Annotated in this window: 10 protein-coding genes; 8 read left to right on the top strand and 2 right to left on the bottom strand. The window is 49.0% G+C overall.

Annotation, left to right across the window (positions count from 1 at the left end):
• Positions 1–170: 170 nt before the first annotated feature.
• Positions 171–3,263: a beta-glucosidase gene (locus E5358_RS10295; protein WP_135940106.1), complete on the top strand. Its 3,093-nt coding sequence runs from the start codon at positions 171–173 to the stop codon at positions 3,261–3,263.
• Positions 3,264–3,518: 255 nt separating this feature from the next.
• Here the strand turns inward: E5358_RS10295 and E5358_RS10290 are convergent, their stop codons facing one another.
• Both E5358_RS10290 and E5358_RS15365 read right to left on the bottom strand, forming a co-directional pair.
• Positions 3,519–3,938, bottom strand: coding sequence for a hypothetical protein (locus E5358_RS10290; RefSeq protein WP_277821256.1), 420 nt, complete (start codon positions 3,936–3,938; stop codon positions 3,519–3,521).
• Positions 3,939–3,984: 46 nt separating this feature from the next.
• On the bottom strand, positions 3,985–4,155 hold the full coding sequence (locus tag E5358_RS15365) for a hypothetical protein (protein WP_277821255.1): 171 nt from the start codon (positions 4,153–4,155) through the stop codon (positions 3,985–3,987).
• Positions 4,156–4,962: 807 nt separating this feature from the next.
• Between E5358_RS15365 and E5358_RS10285 the strand changes: the two genes are divergently transcribed.
• The 7 genes from E5358_RS10285 to E5358_RS10255 all read left to right on the top strand — a co-directional run bounded on the left by E5358_RS10285 (position 4,963) and on the right by E5358_RS10255 (position 23,717).
• The gene (locus E5358_RS10285) at positions 4,963–7,425 is read left to right on the top strand and encodes a glycosyl hydrolase family 95 catalytic domain-containing protein (protein ID WP_135940105.1); all 2,463 of its coding nucleotides are present in this window, start codon (positions 4,963–4,965) and stop codon (positions 7,423–7,425) included.
• Positions 7,426–7,427: 2 nt separating this feature from the next.
• The gene (locus E5358_RS10280) at positions 7,428–8,903 is read left to right on the top strand and encodes a glycoside hydrolase family 140 protein (protein WP_135940104.1); all 1,476 of its coding nucleotides are present in this window, start codon (positions 7,428–7,430) and stop codon (positions 8,901–8,903) included.
• A gap of 3 nt (positions 8,904–8,906) precedes the next feature.
• Positions 8,907–10,682: an exo-alpha-sialidase gene (locus E5358_RS10275; RefSeq protein WP_135940103.1), complete on the top strand. Its 1,776-nt coding sequence runs from the start codon at positions 8,907–8,909 to the stop codon at positions 10,680–10,682.
• A 73-nt stretch (positions 10,683–10,755) separates the two neighbouring features.
• On the top strand, positions 10,756–14,826 hold the full coding sequence (locus tag E5358_RS10270) for a family 78 glycoside hydrolase catalytic domain (protein ID WP_277821254.1): 4,071 nt from the start codon (positions 10,756–10,758) through the stop codon (positions 14,824–14,826).
• 68 nt (positions 14,827–14,894) lie between these two features.
• A complete protein-coding gene (locus tag E5358_RS10265; protein ID WP_135940102.1) occupies positions 14,895–17,735 on the top strand; it encodes an alpha-d-galacturonidase in 2,841 nt (946 codons plus the stop codon).
• 115 nt (positions 17,736–17,850) lie between these two features.
• Positions 17,851–22,065 carry a beta-d-glucuronidase/beta-L-arabinofuranosidase gene (locus E5358_RS10260; RefSeq protein ID WP_135940101.1) on the top strand — a complete coding sequence of 1,405 codons (4,215 nt, stop codon included), beginning with the start codon at positions 17,851–17,853 and terminating at the stop codon, positions 22,063–22,065.
• A gap of 263 nt (positions 22,066–22,328) precedes the next feature.
• Positions 22,329–23,717, top strand: coding sequence for a glycoside hydrolase family 43 protein (locus E5358_RS10255; protein ID WP_277821253.1), 1,389 nt, complete (start codon positions 22,329–22,331; stop codon positions 23,715–23,717).
• Positions 23,718–23,835: the final 118 nt, after the last annotated feature.

Here is a 23,835-nt window from a genome sequence, read left to right as displayed (position 1 = left end):
TTGTTTCCGCCGGCAATAGCGTAAAAACATTTGTTTCCCATGCGAAAATCATCTTTTCTCCTCTGTTTTCGTCAGTTTTTGCCCTGTTTTTTATTTATGTAATCACTAATTTTGTGGCATGAAGCATCAAACTGTAAAAAATAATCCATAACTAAACTATCATACGAACAATGAAAAAGAAAACCATTCTTACTGCTTTCCTGGCAGTTGCCATGTCAGCCTCCGCAGACGATTTCCCATGGATGAACACATCGCTGAGCTTCTATGAACGTGCGAAACTCTTATGCAAGGAACTGACACTGCGTGAGAAAGTCGACCAGCTCGGCAACAATGTCAGCGAACCGATACGACGCAATGGCGTCACTATCCTGCCGTCCTACCAGTATTGGAACGAGGCTATCCACGGTGTGGCACGCTCCGGACCGGCAACCTCTTTCCCGGAATCCAAGGGCATGTCCGCCACTTGGGACCCACAACTCATCTATGATTGTGCCAGCGCGACATCCGACGAGGCTCGCATCTACCATATAAACAAAGGTAAAGGCTTGAACTATTGGTCACCGACAATCAACATGTCGCGCGACCCGCGTTGGGGACGTGAGGAGGAGAACTATGGTGAAGACCCATTCCTCACGGGCGTTCTTGCCGTGGAATTTGTCAAAGGATTCCAAGGAGAGCTGACTCCCGAGACACCTTATTATAAGATTATAGCCTGCGCAAAGCACTTTGCAGCCAACAACTATGAGCAGGGACGACAGTCGACAACATCGTTCGTGACAGAGAAGAACATGCGCGAATACTACCTTCCAGCATTTGAAATGGCGGTGAAGAACGCCGGCGTGAAGTCTGTCATGGCGGCCTACAATGCTCTTTCCACAGACATCAACGAGAAGGACGCTGCAGGCGCCGGCTACAAGGACTCCCATGGCGGCCTTCCATGCGCAGGCAACAGGATGCTCCTCACCGACATCCTCCGCAAGGAGTGGGGCTTCAACGGCTATGTCGTGTCAGACTGCGCCGGCCTGTCCTGCATCTATCGCGACACGAAGCATCTTTATTTCGGAGGCTATACAGCAGACGGAGAAATCAACAGAGGCAAGGACTTCAGCGCTATCCATGACCCTTATTCTTCCCTGCCCACACAGGTGCAGCCGGTAATGGAGGCACGTGCCGCCACACTTGCCATAAAGGCGGGCTGCGACACTAACTGTGAATTCATGAACAACTCCTCAGTGATGCAGCGTGCGGCGATGAATGCCACTGACCCTGCTTTCCGTGCATTGGAGAAAGACTACCCGATAAAGGACAGGAAGCAGACGACAGTCATCAATTCCAACCCAAGCTACATCAACCTTACGGAGGAAGACATCGACACAGCCGTGGTGCGCGTGCTTGAGACTCGTTTCGCTCTCGGTGAGTTTGATAACTACACTTACCCGATAGACAACACTCTCGAAAGTGAGAAAAACCAGGCTTTGGCACTGAAAGCGGCACAGGAGTCCATCACACTGCTGAAGAATGATGGCGGACTGCTCCCTATCTCTGCGGACAAGAAAGTGGCTCTCATAGGTCCGTATGCCGATGCCATCATGCTCGGTGACTACTCCGGTACACCGACATACACGACAACTCCTTACGAGGCATTCACAAAGAAACTCGGTTTTGAACTCTCCAAGGCACGCACAGGTGACATTCCTGCCGTGCCGTTTGACAAGGCGGTTGTCTCAAAGCGTGGAGAAGGCAGCAATGACAAGGGGGCTGGAAACCTTGAGAACACTGCCCTGGGTGACATCTTCCTTTACGAGAAAGTCAATTTCGGTGAGGCAGGATGCACGGATTTCGCCATGACTTGCGGCGCGAAGAGCAGTGGCCTGGGCACAGTGAGCTTCTGCCTTGACTCAAAGGACAACAAGCCCTTCCTCACTGTTAGCAACAAAGACACCGGCAGCTGGACAAAATGGACAACCGTTACAGCCACGGTCGACCCTGCCGTTGTCAACGGTGTGCATGACCTTTACGTGAAGTTCTCCGGCACAAACAGCTATTGCGGCAACTACCAGTCGTTCAAGTTCAGCAATCCGGACGCGCCACAGATACCTGCCGAAGAGACACAAGGCCCGCTCTATCTCTGCAAGACATCCGCAAATGTCAATGAGAAAGCCTCTGCCACCATGATACAGCGTGCCGTTGACGTTGCAAAGCGCGCCGACGTTGTGATATTCATAGGCGGCACAAACTTTGACAAGCCTGCCGACCATGCCACAGGCACAGAGTCGCACGACCGTTGGCAGCTCACTTTTCCCGGCAATCAGGACGAGGTGCTGAAAGCTCTTTATGAAGCCAACCATAACACTGTCCTCGTGCTTGAGACAGGCTCGTCAGTAGACATCACATGGGCAAAGGAGAATCTCCCTGCCATCATGGAGGCTTGGTATGGCGGGCAGGCACAGGGACAAGCTATCTGTGATGCCATCTACGGTGACATAAACCCGGGCGGAAAGCTCACCTCAACATGGTACAACAGCATCGATGAACTGCCGAGCGAGGACCCTTCGGCAAAGAACTATTCCGAGTTCAAGCGCAAGGGCATGATGGAGTACAACATCGACGACTGGGGCTACACCTACATGTACTATGGCAAGGGCGCGAAGAATCCGTGTCAGGCGGAGAAACCGATGTATCCTTTCGGCTACGGACTGTCCTACACTACGTTTGAATACGAGACACCTGTCCTTAACATGCAGTCAATCAGCAAGACAAGCGGTGACGCCGTTGTCACTGTAAACGTGAAGAACACCGGCAAGCGCGACGGTACCGAGGTGGTGCAGGTCTACGCCACTTTCGGCGGAAACAGTTGCTATGGTAATCTCAACAAGCGTCTTGTGGGCTTCAAGCGTGTGGAGGTGAAAGCCGGCGAGACAGTGAAAGCGGAGATTCCTGTGTCATATCGCAGCCTTGCATACTATAATACGGAGGCTCATAACTTCCAAGTTCCTGCCTGCACCGTGACCCTTGAGGTGGCAACGAACTCCGCAGATGAGAACGCCAAGAAGGTTTCGTTGAATGCACAGGCAGGCATTGCGGAGGATTCCTACATCTCCACAAACATCGACAAGTTCCCGGTCATCTCCAACAGCACCCAACTTGCCAAGACCGACCATGTCTATACAGTCATGGGAGCTTATGTCTGCTCCGCGTCTGACTATGACAAACTGCCGGAAGGTGTCTACATCCTCAATGGCTACAAGTACATAAAGAAATAACGGAAAAGGTTGTTTGATGTTTTTATCCCTCCGTTCTCTCCCCCCCCCCTCATTCCTCCCGCTTTCAGCGAGGGAATGAGGGGAGAACTTTTTATGGATGTCTGTTGCTTGCTAATTTGTTGATATATAATATTTTACCCTTTAATAAAACAATACATAATAAAAGGTTATCTTTCACATTACGAAAGGTAACCTTTTGCATGGTAAAGTGTCACCTTTTATCCGGCGAAAGATTACCTTTGGCAACTTAAAGTGTCAAATTCGTTTATATGTAGTGTCTTCTATTTGTTCTATATCTGTAATTTTAAATGAAGTTCCTTCTAAAAAATTAACTTGGTTCTCATTGCCTTGATTATAGATAACGTATAAATTATGTGCTTGGGTTTCGTTTTTAGGAAGAGTTTTTATAATATAAACATCGCTTTTGTTTTGTTTCCAATCTTCTGTTGTAGTTGTGAGGCTATGAAGCGGTTGATAAATCTCTCCAATTTTAAAATCTGTTTTATCTCCGGGTTTTGTAAAGCGATATAATGTATTTCCATTATACTTGGGAGCCTTTACTATTATATTATGAAGTACCATTTGCATTTCGCGAACGATTTTTGGTACTTCTCCAGGATAATAATCATCTCTGAATGCGTATGATATATTGCCAATAAAACAAGTAAATATCATTTTCTCAACCTCGGTTAGCCCATAGTTGTTTTCCTTATCAATATTACTATGCTGGAAAGTTTGAAAAGGTTTTTTTGTGTAAAAAACTCAATGGGTCATTCTGGTGAAATTCTTCATCCTCATCATTCCAAACGAATTCCGGATTAGCTTGTGATGATGCTAAATATTTTTCTTCTTCATGTAAAAAATACTGAATATCCTTCATATTATCTATCATTTGTATTTATACAACATTGATATTAACGCGAGTTCGACGAAATTAATTGTCTGAAAAAATGGTGATTAGCGAAAAAAGTTGTAACTTTATGATATAAAGTCCAAGTATTTACATGAATAAAAATGAAAGTGTTATCTTTGCACCCAAAAGGAGTTACTTGAAAAGCAATTCAAGGCAAAATGCAGTAAATGGGACGGTTGCTAAGTCATTACCTCAAAATCGGGTAATATTTTGTACTTTTTTTCGTAGAGCTTTTACTGTGACGGAAATGTTGTTCATGATGATTGAAATTATACCTTTTCGGGTACAAAGATACTATAAATATTTCAAATTATACCACAAAGGGTATAAATATTTGTGTTTTCATGAAATTATATCATAAAGGGTATAATTTCGAGTGTGATTATTATGCTTTTCTGTTATATACCCCTAATGATACCCCTATAAAATTTGGAATCGCTTGTGGATTGTTGTACCTTTGCATAAGATAGGCTTCGGCTCAGCAATTAAAGTTAACTTTATTGCATTCGCCTTGTGCTATCTTTGCATAAGTTAAGCTGCACCTCAGCAATCAAGAGCAAGCTCTATTGCGTTCGGTTTGCATTAACTTTGTATCCGTAATCACAATCAAGTGTTAGATTATAGCGTTCTTTGACATATTTACCATATTTTAATTTACATTTTCCTTCATGAAACAAACCCTATTAAAGACCAAGTCCCACTAAATCCATAAAATAATGTGCGATAAGGTTGGGTATTTGAAATTTATTTTGTAACTTTGCAACACTAACCCAAACTAACATCTGAATGAGAAAAAACGTTATAGCATTGGTAGTTACAATGCTCTGCACGCTCACGGCGAGCGCGCAGCAGTACCGTTTGTGGTACAATTCACCGGCAGAGGTGTGGACAGAGGCGTTGCCGCTTGGCAACAGCCGTCTTGGAGCGATGGTCTATGGCATTCCGACAACGGAGCGTCTGCAGCTTAACGAAGAGACAATCTGGGCGGGACAACCTAACACTAACGCCAACAAAACTTCCAAAGAATGGTACAAGAAAGTGCAGAGCCTTGTCTTCGCCGGTAAGTTTGCCGAGGCACAGCAGATGGCTGATGAGCATCTGATGTCAGGCAGCAACAGCGGTATGCCTTACCAGACTTTCGGCGATTTGACAATCTCCACTCCGGGACATGCCGGATACACCGACTATGAGCGTTATCTCTCGCTCGATTCGGCGATAGCTGTCACGCAGTACACCGTCAACGGTGTGCGCTACAAGCGTGAGGCACTTACCTCGTTTACGGACAACGTCATCAAGGTGCGCCTTACCGCCTCCAAGCCGGGCTGCATCACGTTCAATGCCAATCTGTCGTCTCCTCACCATGATGTTATTATCAAGAGCGACGGCAAGGAAGTTTCTCTCGAGGGTGTAACGCCTACCCATGAGGCACTGAAAGGCAAGGTCAAGTTCCAAGGCAGGCTTGCCGTGCAGACAAAGGGCGGAAAGACCGTGTCACGCGACGGTATCATCTGTGTGGAAGGTGCCGATGAGGCTATTGTCTATGTCAGCATAGCAACGAATTTTGTCAACTACAACGACATCAGTGGTGATGAGGCTGCTAAGTGCAAGGCTTATCTCCGCAAGGCAATGGCTGACGACTATGAGGCGGACAAAAAGACTCATGTCGCTTATTTCCAGCAGTTCATGAACCGTTCCAAGCTGTGGCTCGGTTCTGACAAGTTCGGTCATCTGACCACATCACAGCGTGTGGAGCAGTTTGCGAAGAATAATGACAATTACCTTGTGGGTACTTACTACGCTTTCGGTCGTTATCTCCTTATCTGCTCTTCACAGCCGGGCGGACAACCTGCAAACCTTCAGGGCATCTGGAATGACAAGCTCCTGCCGTCATGGGATAGCAAGTACACCTGCAACATAAACCTTGAAATGAACTACTGGCCGTCAGAGGTAACCAACCTTACCGAACTTAACGGTCCGTTGTTCAGCTTGATAAAGGATGTCAGCACTACCGGTGCGGCAACAGCAAAGACAATGTACGGTGTCGGAGGATGGGTGCTTCATCACAACACTGACATCTGGCGCATCACAGGTCCTGTCGACCGTGCTGCTTCAGGATTGTGGATGACAGGCGGTCCATGGCTTTGCCAGCACTTGTGGAATCACTATCTGTTCACAGGAGATAAGGAATTCCTGAAGGAATATTATCCTATCATGAAGGGTGCGGCACAGTTTGTTGACGAACTTCTTGTCAAAGACCCTAATACAGGCTATCTTGTCATCTGTCCTTCCGTATCGCCGGAGAATCTTCATCCTGCCGACAAAGGCAGCAAGAACATAGCTTCCGGATGCACCATGGACAACCAGCTTGTGGCTGAAATCTTCGGTGAGGTGGCACAGGCAGCCGCTATCCTCGGTGTTGATGCCGACCTTGCCGCACGCTATCTTGAGCGCGCCAAACTGCTGACTCCGGGCACAATAGGCAAGTGGGGACAGCTGCAGGAATGGGCGCAGGATTGGGATAACCCGAAGGACGACCACCGTCATGTCAGTCATCTCTACGGACTCTATCCGGGAACCTCTATCTCTCCGCTGCGCACCCCTGAACTTTTCGACGCTGCACGCACCTCGCTGATTCATCGCGGTGACCCTTCCACGGGTTGGTCCATGGGTTGGAAAGTATGCCTTTGGGCACGTATGCTGGACGGAGAGCATGCCTACAAACTCATAAAGGAACAGCTTAAACTCACTGATGATAAGTTTGTGGCATACGGAAAGAACAAGAAAAAGGGCGGCACTTACGGCAATCTCTTTGATGCCCACCCACCGTTCCAGATTGACGGCAACTTCGGTTGCACCGCAGGTATCGCGGAAATGCTCGTGCAGAGCCATGATGGAGCAATCTATCTGTTGCCTGCCATCCCTTCAGTATGGAATGAAGGCAAGGTGACCGGTATTCGCTGCCGTGGCGGATTTGTCATCGAGGAACTTGCATGGAAGGGCGGACGTATCACAACTTGCAAGATACGCTCTACAATAGGAGGAAACCTCCGCATCAGAACAGCTTGTCCTGTGAAGGGAAAAGGTCTCAAGAGTGCCAAGGGACAGAACCCGAATCCACTCTTCAAAGTGCCTGTAACTCTCGAGACAAAGAACAATTCGGAGGTGAAACTCAATCCGGTGAACATGCCGAAGACTTACCTTTACGACATAAAGACAACTGCTAACCAAATGATTACAATAAAGAACTGACAATGAAAAAGATTATTGCTCTATCAACACTCCTCCTTGCCCTTGTGGCAGGGACTGCCTCTGCTGAAGGCAACAAGAAACCATGGGATAACGGAAAACTCAAAGTCTCAGAGAACTCACGCTTCCTGCAGCATGAGAACGGTGCGCCGTTCTTCTGGCTCGGTGAGACGGGCTGGTTGCTGCCTGAGCGCACTGACCGCGCCGAGGCTGCCTACTATCTGCAGCGTGTGCGTGAGGCAGGCTACAACATGGTGCAGATTCAGGTCATTGACGGTGTGCCTGCCTACAACCATTACGGACAGATGTCCAACATAGACGGCTGGAATTTCCAGAACATTGACAGGAAAGGCGTTTATGGTTATTGGGACCACATGGACTATATCGTCAAGCAGGCGGAGCATGAAGGTATATATATAGGTATGGTGTGTATATGGGGCGGTCTTGTGAAGGCAGGTCTTTTGTCCAAGGAAGACGCTGTCAAGTACGGCACATTCCTTGCCAACCGCTACAAGAACTCACCGAACATCGTGTGGATTATCGGTGGTGACATCCAGGGAGACATTAATGCTGATGTGTGGAACACTCTTGCCACAACAATCAAGTCCATCGACAAGAACCACCTTATGACCTACCATCCACGCGGACGCTACACCAGTGCGAAATGGTTTGCCAAGGCTCCGTGGCTTGATTTCCACATGTTCCAGTCCGGACACCGCCGTTACGGACAGCGTATGGGCAACAAGGATTATCCTATTCCTGACAACACCGAGGAGGATAACTGGATGTATGTTGACTCAACTTGGGCTTACAAACCTATCAAGCCTGTCATCGATGCAGAGCCTTCCTATGAGGACATTCCTCAGGGATTGCACGATGCAAATGAGAAGCGTTGGCTTGACTGTGATGTGCGCCGTTATGCCTACTGGTCTGTGTTCGCAGGAAGTTTCGGACATACTTACGGTCACAATGCCATTATGCAGTTCCTCAAGCCGGGCTATGGCACAAGCTATGGTGATGCCGGTGATGTGAAGACATGGTATCAGGCTATGAAAGACCCGGGCTTCTCACAGATGCAGTATGTGAAAAGACTCATGCTGACCTTCCCATATTTTGAGCGTGTCCCTGACCAGAAGGTCATTTCGGGTGAGAACGGAAAGCAGTATAACCGACTCATCGCCACACGTGGCAAGGACTATCTTATGGTCTACAACTATACAGGACGTGACATGAAGATAGACCTCCGCACCATTTCAGGCAAGGCAAAAAAGGTTTTCTGGATGGATGCGGCAACAGGTCATCTGGAATATATAGGCGAAGTGGCTGACAAAATCCAGACTTTCCGTCCGGCATCATCTCACGGAGGTGTCAATGACGGTGTGCTCATCGCCTTTGATGCTAAGAAGGAATATCTCAAACCGGAGATGACAATCATTTCGGAGCAGAGCGATTGGAAGAATCTCAGAGACCTTAATGAGTAAGCAATGAAGAAAGAGATATTGTCAATAATGTTTGTGGCAGGGGCTGTTGCAGCCTCTGCCCAATCTGCTTTCCCACAGCACAAGTACACTGTGGTGGGTGCTAACATAACCGCCGGTGCCAATATGGCAGCCGTAGGAGATGCGGACGGCCGGGCTGTCTTTGAGATTGCCAAGCGCGATATTGTGCCATTCACGCAGCAGTGTGTTGAACAAAGCAAGCCCGCTCCTGTCACTAATACAGGAAACACACCTTATTATAATGTGCGTATGGCACTCCCTGTGCCGTCATGTTACACTCCTACGGAGCAGGGCGAGAAGGTCGGACTTGATTGGGGAGTGTACACCCACCTGCATTCCGCAGGCATGGAGGTGCTTCCCAACGGCGATATCCTTGCCGTTTATTTCTCTACTCCGACAGGAAAGGCGGAGGCTGACACCTGTACAACATTTGTTCAGTGCCGTCGTCGCTATGGATGTGACGAATGGGATATGCCGGAACTGCTTTTCACCACTCAGGGAGGAAATGACCAGTCTGCACTGCTTTTCACTGACAAGGACACACTTTGGTTCTTCGGTGGTGGCAGAGGAATGACCGATTATGTGCCTTTCCGCATAATGAAATCCACGGATAATGGTGCGACATGGACATTCTCCATTCCTCAGATGGACAAGAAACTGGAGCAGTACACTGCACAGCCTGTGTCCAATGCGTTCAAGAACAAGAAGGGAGAACTCTTTGTTGTTCTTGACGGAAAAGGCGCACAGAGTTTCCTTCTCCGCAGTCAGGACGGCGGTGTGACATGGCACGACATGGGAGGACGCACAGACAGCCGTCATTCTACTATTGTTATGCTGGACGATAACGGAACATTGCTTTCCGCAGGAGGCAAGAACAACAGTATCAATGGTTGGAATCCGCAGAACATCTCTCACGATTGGGGGGCTACATGGTCAAAAGGCACACCATCACCTTTCCCTCCGGCAGGCACGGCACAGCGCCCTTGCATCATCCGTCTGCAGTCAGGAGCACTTTGTATCGTGGGTGATTCCTATATGCACAAGAAGAAAATCGCTCCTCCGAAAGAGTGGAAGAATGGTAATGAGTGCTTCGTTGCCATATCACGCGATAACGGCAAGACATGGAAATTCAAGACTTTGCCTGTCACCCTCCCACAGCATCACCGTGTGACACATCCTTCTTTGGGTTATGTTACGATGCGTCAGGGACATGACGGTCTTATCCATGTTCTCACAACAACCAATTATCCGGGACTTGAGATAGAGTTCAACGAGGCGTGGATTGACAGCGATATTGTTACTGCAAAGGACGCTGAAGGCTCCGTCTATGGCAAGCAGTCCGCACTTACTCCGCTTGCGAAGTCTGGATATTATGTCCTTAATGGCAAGAAAAGCTACACTTATCCTAACGGACAGAAGCAGTATGAGGTGACATACAAAGACGGCAAGAAAGTCGGAACAGAGACTTTGTGGCGTGAGGATGGCACAAAAGTGTGGGAATGGGTGCGTAAGGACGACAACACTGCACGCTGGTCACACTACCGTCCTAACGGTATGGTGCGCCTTATAAGCCGTTGGAACTTGCTTTCGGAACCGCGTGACCTCGTCGGAGTGCGCCTTACAGGTGCTATTGCGAACATGTACACATGGGAATATGATAAGGTTGGCATGCAGGTTGAGGCTTATCGCTTCAATGACGGTGTGCTCGACGGTTCAAACAAGCAGGGCATCAACAGTGCAATCCTTAATGAAGGGAAATAGCCCCTTGGTACTTTTGAAAACAAAACATGCTTTATTAGGAAATAAAACATAATCCATATACCACTAACCTTTTATGAACAAAAGAATCATTATCGCCATATTGGCGTTATTCTCGCTGACTTTTGCCATGGCAAAGCCCAAGGCTGTGCGTCTTGTCACTGAGAATATGGAGAACCCGTTAGGACTGCCTACGCACACTCCGCGTTTCTCCTGGCAGCTTTCCGAGGCAAAGAAGAACACCATACAGACAGCCTATCGCATCATGGTGGCGTCTGCTCCCGAACTCCTCAAAGAGGGTAGGGCAGACCTTTGGGACAGCGGTATGGTACAGAGTGACGAGTCTATTTGGATAAACTATGCCGGAAAGGCATTGAAAGACAATCAGCGTTGCTTCTGGACTGTGCAGGTGAAGACCAATAATGGCACTACCGATTGGGCAGAACCGCAGGAGTTCGGTATCGGACTCACTGCCGACAGTCATTGGACCGGTCGCTGGGTGGGTATCGACCATTTGCTTGAAGGAGAGTCGCTGGGCTACAAGACACGTGTCAATGCACGCTATCTTCGTGGTGAAATCGACCTTAATCCTGCAAAAACCGTCAAGCGTGCCACGGCATACGTCGGTGTGCTGGGACTCTATGAGTTCTATGTCAATGGCGAAAGACAAGGCACAGATGTCCTTGCTCCTGCACAGACAGACACACGCCGTTCAATAATCTACAATACATTCGACATCACAAAGAGCCTCGCCTCTTCCGCAACAACAGGCGGAAAGGCATGTATGGGTGTCATTCTCGGCAATGGCAGGACTGTTCCACCACGTTACCATAAGCATTACAAGATACCGTTCCTTGGCTTGCCGACATGCCGTATGACCGTCATTGTCGAATACACGGACGGCACACAGCAGAAGTTCGGCTCGTCAGAGAAATGGAAAATCACAGCCGAAGGTCCTATCCGTTCCAACAATGAGTATGACGGAGAGGTCTATGACGCGCGCAAAGACCTTGGCAAATGGAACTGTGTGGGTTATGATGACTCATCATGGGAGAAGCCGGAGCGTGCAACCCTTCCTATCGGTGAGCTTCACGGACAGACAGCACCGAACATGACAATCACACATCACATCAAGCCTGTCAGCGTGAAGAAGACCGACCGCGGCACTTACATCGTGGATTTCGGTCAGAACATGGCAGGTTGGGTGCAGATGAATATGCGTGGTAATGCCGGTGATACGATAAAGATAAAGTATGCGGAGCGTTTGGACGAGAATGGCGACCTATACATCAAGAACCTCCGTGATGCAGAAACCGAGGACAAATACATCTGTTCCGGTAAGGAGGACGGCACGCCTTGGCACTCTGTTTTCTCTTATCACGGCTTCCGTTTTGTGGAGGTGAAAGGCGTGAAAACCCTTTCTGCGGAAGACCTTGAGGCGCAGACGGTGGCTGACCGGCTGGACTATATAGGCAGCTTCTCCACAAATAATGCCATACTGAACAGTGTCTACCGTAATGCATGGTGGGGAATCCTGTCCAACTACAAAGGCTTCCCGCTTGATTGTCCTCAGCGCAACGAACGCCAGCCATGGCTTGGCGACCATACCGTAGGATGCCTCGGCGAGTCCTTCCTCTTTGGAAACGAACGCCTTTACTCAAAGTGGATGCGTGACATCTATGAGACACAACGTTATGATGGTGTGTTCTGTGATGTCGCACCGGCTTATTGGACATACTACAATGATGATGTGACATGGCCTTCGGCACTGCCTTTCGGCTGTGAAATGCTCTATCGCCAGTTCGGCAACAAGCAGCCTGCCATTGACTCTTATCCATATATAAAGAAATGGATGAAGCATGTCTTTGAGGATTATATGGAGGACTACATCATCACGAAAGACCAATATGGCGACTGGTGCGTGCCGCCAGAGGACTTGAAACTCATCCATTCAAAGGATGAAACCCGTAAGACAAACGGTGCACTCATATCCACAGCCTATATGATTCGCAACCTCCGCCTTATGCAGGAGTTTGCGGAAATACAGGGGCTTTCCGCCGATAAGCAGGCTTATGCTGACCTTGAAAAGAAGATGACAGAGGCTTTCAACAAGAGATTCCTTACCGTTAAGCGCGGAACATCTCCACGTCCTGGACATGTTCTGTTCCCTGACAGCGTATTCTATGGTAACAACACCTCAACAGCTAATCTTCTTCCGCTCGCTCTCGGTATCGTTCCGGACGACTGCAAGGAAGAGGTTGTGAAGAATCTTGTCACTGATGTCATCACAAAGAATAAGGGACACATCTCTTGTGGTGTTATCGGTATCTCATGGCTGATGCGCGGTCTTTCCGAAAATGGTTATGCCGATGTCGCTTATCTTCTTGCCACAAACCGCACATATCCTTCGTGGGGCTATATGGTGGAGAACGGTGCTACCACGATTTGGGAACTTTGGAATGGTGACAAGGCAAACCCTGCCATGAATTCCGGCAACCATGTCATGCTCCTTGGCGACCTTCTCCCATGGTGCTATCAGTATCTTGGCGGTCTGCGCAATGCCGAAGGCTCGGTGGCTTACAAGCATATCACGCTCCGTCCTAACTTTGAGATTCAGGAACTTGATAATGTCGACATGTCATACAACACACCTTACGGCAAGGTTGTCTCAAAGTGGGAAAAAGACCTTGAGAAAGTGCGCTGGCAAGTGGAGATTCCTGCAAACACCACTGCTGATGTTTACCTTCCTGACGGTACTGTGAAGACCATCGGTTCCGGTGCATATACCTTCGAGAGCAAGTTCAATCTGATGATAAACAACACACGTCCTACACTTGATAACCCTGTCATTCAGAATGCAAAGATTGTCGATTCCGAATTTGTTTACGAGCAAACCGACTTCCCGGAGTGCCACTCCGCATCAATTGTCGAACTGAAAAACGGTGACCTTGTAGCAACATATTTCGGCGGAACTAAGGAGCGCAACCCTGATGTTTGTATCTGGACACAGCGCAAGGCAAAAGGTTCTGACAAATGGAGCGAGCCAGTTCTCGCTGCCGACGGTGTCTTCCGCCTTGGCACAGAGGATGCTGAGATAGCAGGCATTGATGAAAAGACAACTCCTGCAACCAAGGGTTACATCAAACTTGCCGAGGCTTTGAAACTCGCACCGAACTATTTCTATTCTGCAAAGAAGGCCCCTGTCTCCACCAAGTCTGCCGATGACGAGCAGGAAGAGGAGTGGGCAGGAAAGAAACCTGCAAAGACTGTCACTCCGGTTGCAGACAAAACAGTTGCTGAAGGTGCCTTGAAGGATTATCGCCGCAAGGCTTGCTGGAACCCGGTGCTCTTTGAGATGCCTTCTGGAGAGCTTTGGCTGTTCTTCAAGATAGGTTCTTCTGTCGCTGACTGGACAGGCTGGATCGTGAAGAGCAAGGACGGTGGCAAGACATGGTCTGAGCGCAAACCGCTTGACCGCGGATTCATCGGACCGGTAAAGAACAAGCCAGAGATTATCGCAGGTCGCCTTGTATGTCCTTCAAGTACAGAGGGCAATGGCGGTTGGAAGTTCCATTTCGAGATAATGGACCTCAAGACCGGCAAATGGAAGTATGTCGGACCGATAGAACGTGAGATGTCCATCCTCACTCAGGATATGAATCCGGACGGCACACTGATAACAAACGATACAGTGAAGGAGCATAAGCCACAGCCGATTTACTGCATTCAGCCGTCTATCCTGCGACTGAAGGACGGTCGTTTGCAGGCTGTAGGACGCACACGCAACGGCAAACTTGCGTCCACATACAGCAGTGACAATGGTGATACATGGACGAAAGTAACATTGCTTGATGTGCCTCAGAACCAGTCAGGTACAGACGCCGTGACATTGAAGGACGGCAGACATGTGCTTATCTATAACAACTTCTCCACGCTTCCTGGCACTCCGAAAGGCCCGCGCACACCGTGTTCACTTGCAATCTCCGAGGATGGTGTCAACTGGAATCACTTTATCACGTTGGAGGACTCACCTATAAGCCAGTATTCTTACCCTGCCATCATCGAAGGCAAGGACGGTTCGCTGCACTGCATCTATACATGGCGTCGCCAGCGTGTGGCATATAAGCGTGTTGTGCTTAATCCTTAATCCTTAATACCATTGATGTTGCACAAGTTACATAAAGAAGAATAAAGAAAACATAAGAAGCATACAATATGAGAAACATTATTGCAACCATTTCCTTGTTCATGTTCTCTCTGTTCGCAATGGCGGAGAGCGTGAACATCGTGATACCGAAAGGTGCAGGAAACCGAGTTTCCTATGCTGCGGAATATCTGCAGAAGAAACTCCAACAGCAGGGCTTCACCGTCACCGTCACAACTGACGGCAAAGAGGACAAGAAAGCCACCCACCGCATTAAGCTTGGCATGGTTACTGACGCCAAGGCGGAACTTGCTGCGCGTGAGAAACAGATGAAAAAGGACCGCCGTAAAGGCTATCCTGTTGAGCAAATCGATTCCTTCATAACAAAGAAGGAAGGTTTCACCATTACCTCAGTAACCCTCGGCAGCAAGCAGCGTGGCTTGAAAGCGCGCATCACTGTTGTCGGTAACGACGGCACAGGCTGTATCTACGGTTGCGGAGAGCTTGCCGAGCAGATTAAGAAGCATTGCATAACAGACCTTCCGGGACAGATAAAGGACGCTCCGGAGATGGTGCTTCGCGGCGGATGTATCGGTGTGCAGAAGCCTTATCTCCTGCCCGGACGCATGGTCTATGAGTATCCTTACACTCCGGAACTCTTCCCTTGGTTCTACGACAAGCAGCACTGGATTGACTATCTTGACATGCTTGTGGAGAACCGCATGAACTCCGTCTATCTTTGGAACGGTCATCCTTTCGCATCTTTGGTGAAACTGAAGGACTATCCTTTTGCCGTTGAGGTCGATGATGCTACGTTCGAGAAGAACAAGGAGGTGTTCGCTTTCCTCACCAATGAGGCAGACAAGCGTGGTATCTTTGTCATACAGATGTTCTACAACATCCTTGTTTCCAAGCCTTTTGCCGAGCATTACGGCATAAAGACTCAGGATCGTCACCGTCCTATCACACCGCTGATTCAGGACTATACCCACAAATCTATTCAGGCTTTCATCGAAAACTATCCTAACGTTGGACTCCTTGTGTGCCTTGGTGAGGCAATGGACACCTACGAAGATGATGTTGAGTGGATGACAAAGACTATTATTCCTGCCGTGAAGGACGGCTTGAAGACTCTCGGACGAACAGACGAGCCGCCGATTCTCCTGCGTGCCCACGACACTGACTGCAAGATGGTCATGGAGGCTTCACTGCCTTTGTACAAGAATCTCTACACGATGAACAAGTACAACGGAGAGTCCCTGACTACCTACACTCCACAAGGTCCATGGGGAGAAACCCACCGTGCCCTTGCCGCTCTTGGTTCCACACACATCGCAAACGTACACATTCTTGCCAATCTGGAGCCATTCCGCTGGTCTTCCCCTGACTTTATCCAGAAGACAGTGAACGCTATGCACAATGCACATAATGCCAATGCCCTGCACCTTTATCCGCAGGCGTCGTATTGGGACTGGCCTTACACAGCCGACAAACTTGCTGACGGTTCACGCCAGAAGCAGCTTGACCGCGATTGGATGTGGTACTCCGCATGGGGACGCTATGCTTGGAATTGCCATCGCGACCGCAATGAGGAGATTGTTTTTTGGGATGACACACTCGCAAACACTTACGGCACAACGGCTGAGAATGCAGCACGTATCCGTGAAGCATTGGAGGAAAGTGGCGAAATCGCTCCGAAACTCCTGCGCCGTTTCGGCATTACCGAGGGCAACCGTCAGACACTCCTCCTCGGAATGTTCTGCTCACAACTTGTAAACCCTTATAAATACACAGTCTATCCGGGCTTCTATGAGAGCTGCGGACCTGACGGTGAGAAACTCATCGAGTATGTAGCAAAGGAGCATAACGCACCATTGCCTATCAACACCAACTTCCCTGATAATATCAATCCTAAACTGAATGTCAAGGAACATGTGGGCGAACTTCCTCTTGACATCGTGCGTCAGTGCATGGAGCATGGTGACAAGGCTGTTAAGGCAATAGAGGCTGCAAGCAAGAACATCGGCAAGAACAATGCCGAATTTGAGCGTCTGAAGAATGATATTCACAGCTACCGTGAGTTTGCGTATGCTTTTGGTCTGAAAGTACGTGCTTGTGAGCATGTGCTTAACTACAAGTACACAAACGATATTTCAGAACTTGACAAGGCTGTGCCACTCCTTGAGGAGGGTTTGGAGCATTATCGCCGTCTTGTTGCCATAACAAATAAGACATACCATTATGCTAACAGTATGCAGACTTCAATGCGTCGTGTGCCTATTGCAGGAGACGACGGCAAGATGAAGCACTGGAGTGAGCTCCTTCCTAAGTACGAAGAAGAACTTGCAAACCTTAAGAAGAATATAGCACAGCTCAAGTCTCCTTCAGCCGACAATCAGAAGAAGGTCATCAAACCGTTGCGCAACGCTAAAGTTACTCTCTTGGGTAACGCTCAGACTGTGAAGATAGAGAAAGGCGCAAAACTGTTCAATGACCTTGATTCCGTAATCACGGACTATGGCAAGGAACTCGAAGGAATGCAGGCTTATGTGTTCTCTTCCAAGGCACAGCGTAACGACGGTACCGTTGTGGAGTTCTCTTGCGACAAGCCTGTGACGCTTCTTGTGGGTTATTTCCGTGACGACCAGCGCAAGTATGCACGCGCACCGAAATTGGAGATTGACGCCACAGCCAGCGAGTACGGACAGCAGGATCCATGCTTCACCTCGGCATTACGTATCAATGGCATGCCACAGGTGAATGTCCATCCTTACAATTTCGCTGCCGGCAAGCACCGTCTGCAGTTGCCTAAGGGATTCCTTGTTGTTCTTGGCTACACCTCCGACAAAATTAACCCTCGCGATGCAGGTCTTTCCGGTGCGGACAGTTCAATCGACTGGCTGTTTTATTGATAATGAATTCATGCAGTGGGATTGGGTTGAAAGCCCTGTCCCGCTGCTCCTTGTATAAGCATTATAATTATATTAGAGGAGAGAAAAACAATCTGAAAACTATATTTTTGGAAAAATGAAACATACACTTCTGACGGTTCTGTCATTCCTTTCCCTCTCTGCCGTGGCGCAGAAAGTCTCCAAGGAGGTTATGACGGATATATATAATGAGGTGAAATCACCATACAAATACGGTATGGTCGTTGCACCGAAGGACAACGGTCATAAGATAGATTGCCCTACAGTCTACCGTGAAGGCAACAAATGGTATATGACTTATGTCATCTACAACGGCTCCGACGGACTTGACGGTCGTGGCTATACTACATGGTTGAGCGAAAGTGATGACTTGCTCCATTGGCGTCCCCTTGGCTGCATTCTTGACTATAAGGACAGTGGATGGGACATGAACCAGCGAGGCGGTTTCCCGGCTCTCATAGATTGGGAATGGAACGGTGACTACCGTATGCGAACATATAAGGGCAAGCACTGGATGACATACATTGGTGGCGAGGGCACAGGCTACGAAGGAGTCCGTGCACCGCTGTTCATTGGCAAGGCATGGACTGACGTTGCGCTGAAGGACGGCATTGATACTTCCATCACAACGACACATGAATGGCAGTCACTCGACAAGCCTCTCCTGCATATCAATGACAAGGGGGCACAGTGGTGGGAGAAACTCATACAGTACAAGTCCACCATATATGAAGACAAGCGCAAGACTTTCGGCAAGCGTTTTGTGATGTTCTACAATGCAGGTGGCATAAACCCTGAGAACAATCTTAAGGCAGAACGCATCGGCATAGCACTCTCCAACGACATGAAGAAATGGGAACGCTATGCAGGAAACCCAGTGTTCACCCACGAAGCACCGGGGATCATCACCGGTGACGCGCAGATTGTGGACTTCACCAAGTGGGAACAGGAGAGAAATGCTTCATCTTCCACTACCGTGAAAGGAAAGGAACAGCCACTGTATGTAATGTTCTACTTCTCCGCTTTCAGTCCTGACAGGAAGTATAACGCCTTCAACACATTCTCTGTTTCCCGCGATTTGGTTCATTGGCAGGACTGGAACGGACAGGATTTGGTATGGCCGACAAAGCAGTATGATGAGATGTTTGCCCATAAGAGCTATGTGTTGAAGCATGACGGTGTTGTATACCATTTCTATTGTGCCGTGAACAACGACGGACAGCGTGGCATAGCGCTTGCCACATCACGCCCGATGGGTAAGTCCGACGTGGCGTTCCCTGCTCCGCAGCGTAAGGCAAAGCGTACTGTTACCTCACTCTCCGAAGGATGGACGTCAACTCTCCTCACTGCCACAGACGCTGCAGCGAAAGGCAAAGTGTGGCAGGGCAATGTCCCACATAACTGGGATGACTATTACGGATACAGCCAGAAGAAGCACGGAAACCTTCATGGTTCTGCGCTTTATGAGAAGAATTTCCGTGCCACTCGTGTTCTGGGAAAGCGTTATTTCCTCTATTTTGAAGGACTCGGCTCTTACGCCACTGTAACAGTCAACGGCAAGAAATTCGACCGCAAGCCTGTTGGACGACTTACATACACCCTTGACATCACTGACTGCATAAAGGATGGTGACAACCGTCTGACTGTCCTCTGCGACCATCCGGAACTCATCACCGACATGCCTTGGGTATGTGGTGGTTGCTCTTCCGAATGGGGCTTCTCCGAAGGCTCGCAGCCTTTCGGTATCTATCGCCCTGTAAGCCTTGTTGAGACTGACGAGGTGCGCATCGAACCGTTCGGTGTTCATGTATGGAACAATGATGCTTGCGACTCTGTTTTCATAGAGACGGAAGTGAAGAACTACGGCACTACGGTGGCAGACTTTGAGGTTGTGAACAACTTTAACATGGCTTCCGGCAAGCGTGTCTTTCGTTGTACTGACAAGATCACCCTCAAACCGGGTGAGACAAAGACAGTGCGACAGCAGGCAAATGTAACCGATGCGACATTGTGGTCACAGGAAGACCCTTATCTTTATAAGGTGGTTTCCATGGTTAAGCGCAATGGTAAGACCACCGACCAGGTGGAGACAGCCTACGGCATACGTAACTTCTCATGGCCTCTGATGCGCAATGACGGCGACAACCGCTTCTATCTGAACGGCAAACCGGTGTTCATCAATGGCACATGCGACTATGATCACCTCTTCGGCAGCAGCCATGCGTTCAGCAATGAGCAGATAGAGTCACGTATGAAACTCATCCGTCAGGCAGGTTTCAATGCCTACCGTGAGGCTCATCAGCCACACAATCTCCTCTATCAGCAGTTGGCAGATAAGGAAGGTATGCTCTTCTGGAGCCAGTTCTCCGCACACATCTGGTACGACACGCCACAGTTCCGCGAGAATTTCAAGACTCTGTTACGCCAATACATCAAGGAACGCCGTAACTCTCCATCGGTAGTCATGTGGGGCTTGCAGAACGAGTCAACCCTCCCGAAAGACTTTGCAGAGGAATGTACTGCGATAATCAAGAAACTTGACCCTGCCCGTCGCCCTGTCACAACATGTAACGGTGGTGAGGGCTCCGACTGGAATGTCATACAGAACTGGAGCGGAACATACGGCGGAACAGCACTCAACTACGACAAGGAACTCAAACAGCCTAACCAGCTCCTTAACGGTGAGTACGGCGCATGGCGTACCATAGGCCTTCACAGTGAGGCCCTTGTGGATTCTCTCCGCAAGGAAAAGTCTTACAGCGAGGAGCGCGCGACAGACCTTCTTGAGACAAAAGTGCGCCTCGCTGAGGAAGCGCGCGACAGTGTCTGCGGACATTATCAGTGGATTTTCGCCACACATGACAATCCGGGACGTGTGCAGCCGGACGGTGCTTACCGCATGGCTGACAAGATAGGACCTGTGAACTACAAGGGACTTCTCACATCTTGGGAGCAGCCGGCTGACGTTTACTATATGTACAGGTCCAACTATGTATCTCCTGATGTTGACCCGATGGTCTACATCAACAGCCATACATGGGCAGACCGCTTCAAGAAAACCGGTGCGCGCCGTACAGACATCGCTGTATATTCCAACTGCGACAGCGTGCGTCTCTACAATAGTGCCGATGACAGCGAGTATCTCGGAAGAAAGCGCAACGCACGCAAACCGGGCACACACATGCTTTGGGAACACCGCCTTATTAAGTTTAATGTGCTCCGTGCCGTAGGTTTCCGTGGCGGAAAGGCGGTTGCTGAGGACATCATTCTCCTTGAAGGGCTGCCTGAAGCTCCAGGATTTGCAAAACTTTACAAAGGGTCTGACATTGTCTCCGTAGCTGCTGACATGCACCCTGTAAGCCTTCAGCCTGCCGAGGGACAGAACTATGTCCTCCGACTCAACTGTGGCGGTGACAGCTACACTGACTCTTTCGGCAACAAGTGGCAGGGTGACAACCTCACTTATGGCAAATCTTGGGATGGCATACGTGCTTCTCAGGGCAGCATCGCGGAGCCTATCCACGGCACAAAGGATTGGGAACTCTTCCAAACATTCCGCTTCGGACGCCACAAACTCTGCTATGAATTCCCGCTTGCTGACGGAAAATACACAGTTGAGCTTTATTTCGCAGAGCCATGGCTCGGACTTGGTGGCGGACTGAAGACGGACTGTGATGGTCAGCGTCTCTTCTCCGTTGCCGTAAATGGTGAGGTAAAGATTGCCGACATAGACCTTTGGGCAGAGGCAGGTCATGCGGGAGCGTTCCGCAAGACTGTTGAGGCAGAGGTGAAAGGTGGCAAGCTGACAATATCCTTCCCAGAGGTCAAGGCTGGTCAGGCTGTCATCTCAGCGATTGCAGTACGCACATCTGACGCCTCCGTCAAGCCACTTGCTGATAAGAGCGAGGCTGGTTTTTGGGCAAAGGTTGACAACGACCGTGTTGAGAAACTGCCGAAATCCATGCTCCCTGCTGAGGAAGAGGCTTTCCCTGCATCACGCTACACACTCAATAAGAAGAAGGAGTTCATCATCACCCCCGGTGTTGCACGCGAGTATGCCCTGCGCTTCCGTTACAAGAACGTGGGCACACCGCTAACGGCACAGCTCCGCATCGTTGACCAGAAGGGTGCTGTCCTTGTCGACCGTGAGATGAAATTCCCTACAACACCAAAGAAGTTCAAGCTCGTTTCCACAACAACGGGAACTCAGATTAACGCCGGCAACTATCAGGTACAGCTCCTTGTGCCCGGCACAAAAAAACCTATCGTCGGCGCAACCCCTGTCGAGTTTGAGTATTTGGAAGTGCAATAATATAATATAAGGTATAGAAGAAGGCTGCTCATGTTTGGGCAGCCTTTTTTTGTATAATACTTTGTGAAATGATACATAGATAAAACTTTATGGAACATTAAAGAAAGTTTGTTTGCATGAAATACAGTAACTTTGCAGAAACATTCTCTGTGCTTGTATGGCATTGCGTATAGATTTTTGAAAACAAAATCTGTGTGCATCCATGCTAAAATGTATGTGTATCCATGCTAAAGATAACGAGGACAACAAAATCAGAACATTATATGAAAAACAAAAACCTGACATCAATCGTTGCGACCGCCTGCATGCTTCTCAGTGCAGCCCCATCCTTTGCGCAAAACCCTGTCATACAGACATCGTTCACGCCCGACCCGGCACCTTATGTCCATAACGATACTGTCTACCTCTTTGTCGACCATGATGAGGACGATGCACAGTATTTCAGTATGAAGGACTGGCAGCTCTACAGCTCTACCGATATGGTTAACTGGACTTACCGTGGCACTCCTATGTCCACCGCCACCTTCCGTTGGGCTAAGCAAGGCGATAACGCATGGGCTTCGCAGGCGATAGAGCGCAACGGCAAATGGTATTGGTATATCTGTGCCGAAGACACCACAGCCCATCTTCATGGCATAGGCGTAGGCGTTGCCGACCGTCCGGAAGGTCCATATACTGACCCATTGAACCGTCCTCTTGTCCCGGGCAACTGGGGATATATCGACCCTTCTGTGTTCGTTGACGATGACGGTCAGGCATATCTCTTTTGGGGAAACAACGGACTGTGGTATGCCCGTCTTAACGACGACATGATTTCCCTTGGCAGTGAGGTGATGGAAGTGAAGGGCTTGAACGACGAGAAAGCCTTTGGACCAAAGAAGCTGAAGATGGACTATAAGCTTGGAAAGAAAGTCATGAAGACCAACTTTGAGGAAGGACCGTGGGTGTTCAAGCGCAACGGACTCTATTACCTTGTCTATGCCGCCGGCGGTGTGCCTGAACACATGGCTTACTCAACCTCAAAAAGCATCAACGGTCCATGGAAATACGAAGGAAAGATAATGGGTGAGTCACCAAAGAGCTTCACCATCCATGGCGGCAGCATAGAGTTCAAGGGGCGTAACTTCATGTTCTACCATAACGGGCTGCTCCCTAACGGTCAAGGGTTCCGCCGCTCTACGGCAGTGGAGGAGTTTGAGTTCACGAAAGACGGCAAGATTCCTTTCATCCCTTTCACCAATGACGGTGTGAAGCATCCAGCAGGCACTCTCAACCCTTATGTTCGCATAGAGGCAGAGACAATGGCAGACAGCTATGGACTCAAGACCGACCGTATGGCAGGCAACGACCATGTCATCACCTCCGTGCATAACGGCGACTGGCTGCGAGTTCGCAATGTTGATTTCGGCAAAGGCAAGCCGTCAAAGGTGAAAGCCATTGTCAGGAATGTCAAGCAGTGCGGCAGCATAGAGTTCTTCATTGACCATTTGAGCAAGAATCCTATCGCTTCCGTTCGTGTCACCGATGTCCATCAGTCAGAATGTGAAGCAGTTGTCAATAAGGACATTAGCGGTGTTCACGATGTATATATGCTCTTCCGAGGCGACGACGGCGAATTGTTCGACATGGACTGTTGGCAAATGAAGGAGTGATTCCTTTTTGAGATATGCATAGATATTTATGGTGAAATAGAGATATTCTGCAAAAATGTCATCGAACTTGTTCAAACTAATTTATATTCGTTAATTATTCGCTAAAATACAAAAAATA

The organism is Palleniella muris (assembly GCF_004792655.1).
In the GTDB taxonomy this organism is placed as follows: domain Bacteria; phylum Bacteroidota; class Bacteroidia; order Bacteroidales; family Bacteroidaceae; genus Prevotella; species Prevotella muris_A.
This window is presented reverse-complemented; position numbering and strand designations above follow the sequence as displayed.

Excerpts from the sequence above, each read along its gene's own strand:
- E5358_RS10260 (WP_135940101.1), top strand. The coding sequence starts at position 17,851 with ATGAAACATACACTTCTGACGGTTCTGTCATTCCTTTCCCTCTCTGCC.
- E5358_RS10275 (WP_135940103.1), top strand. The coding sequence starts at position 8,907 with ATGAAGAAAGAGATATTGTCAATAATGTTTGTGGCAGGGGCTGTTGCA.
- E5358_RS15365 (WP_277821255.1), bottom strand. The coding sequence starts at position 4,155 with ATGATAGATAATATGAAGGATATTCAGTATTTTTTACATGAAGAAGAA.
- E5358_RS10255 (WP_277821253.1), top strand. The coding sequence starts at position 22,329 with ATGAAAAACAAAAACCTGACATCAATCGTTGCGACCGCCTGCATGCTT.
- E5358_RS10290 (WP_277821256.1), bottom strand. The coding sequence starts at position 3,938 with ATGATATTTACTTGTTTTATTGGCAATATATCATACGCATTCAGAGAT.
- E5358_RS10285 (WP_135940105.1), top strand. The coding sequence starts at position 4,963 with ATGAGAAAAAACGTTATAGCATTGGTAGTTACAATGCTCTGCACGCTC.
- E5358_RS10280 (WP_135940104.1), top strand. The coding sequence starts at position 7,428 with ATGAAAAAGATTATTGCTCTATCAACACTCCTCCTTGCCCTTGTGGCA.
- E5358_RS10265 (WP_135940102.1), top strand. The coding sequence starts at position 14,895 with ATGAGAAACATTATTGCAACCATTTCCTTGTTCATGTTCTCTCTGTTC.
- E5358_RS10270 (WP_277821254.1), top strand. The coding sequence starts at position 10,756 with ATGAACAAAAGAATCATTATCGCCATATTGGCGTTATTCTCGCTGACT.
- E5358_RS10295 (WP_135940106.1), top strand. The coding sequence starts at position 171 with ATGAAAAAGAAAACCATTCTTACTGCTTTCCTGGCAGTTGCCATGTCA.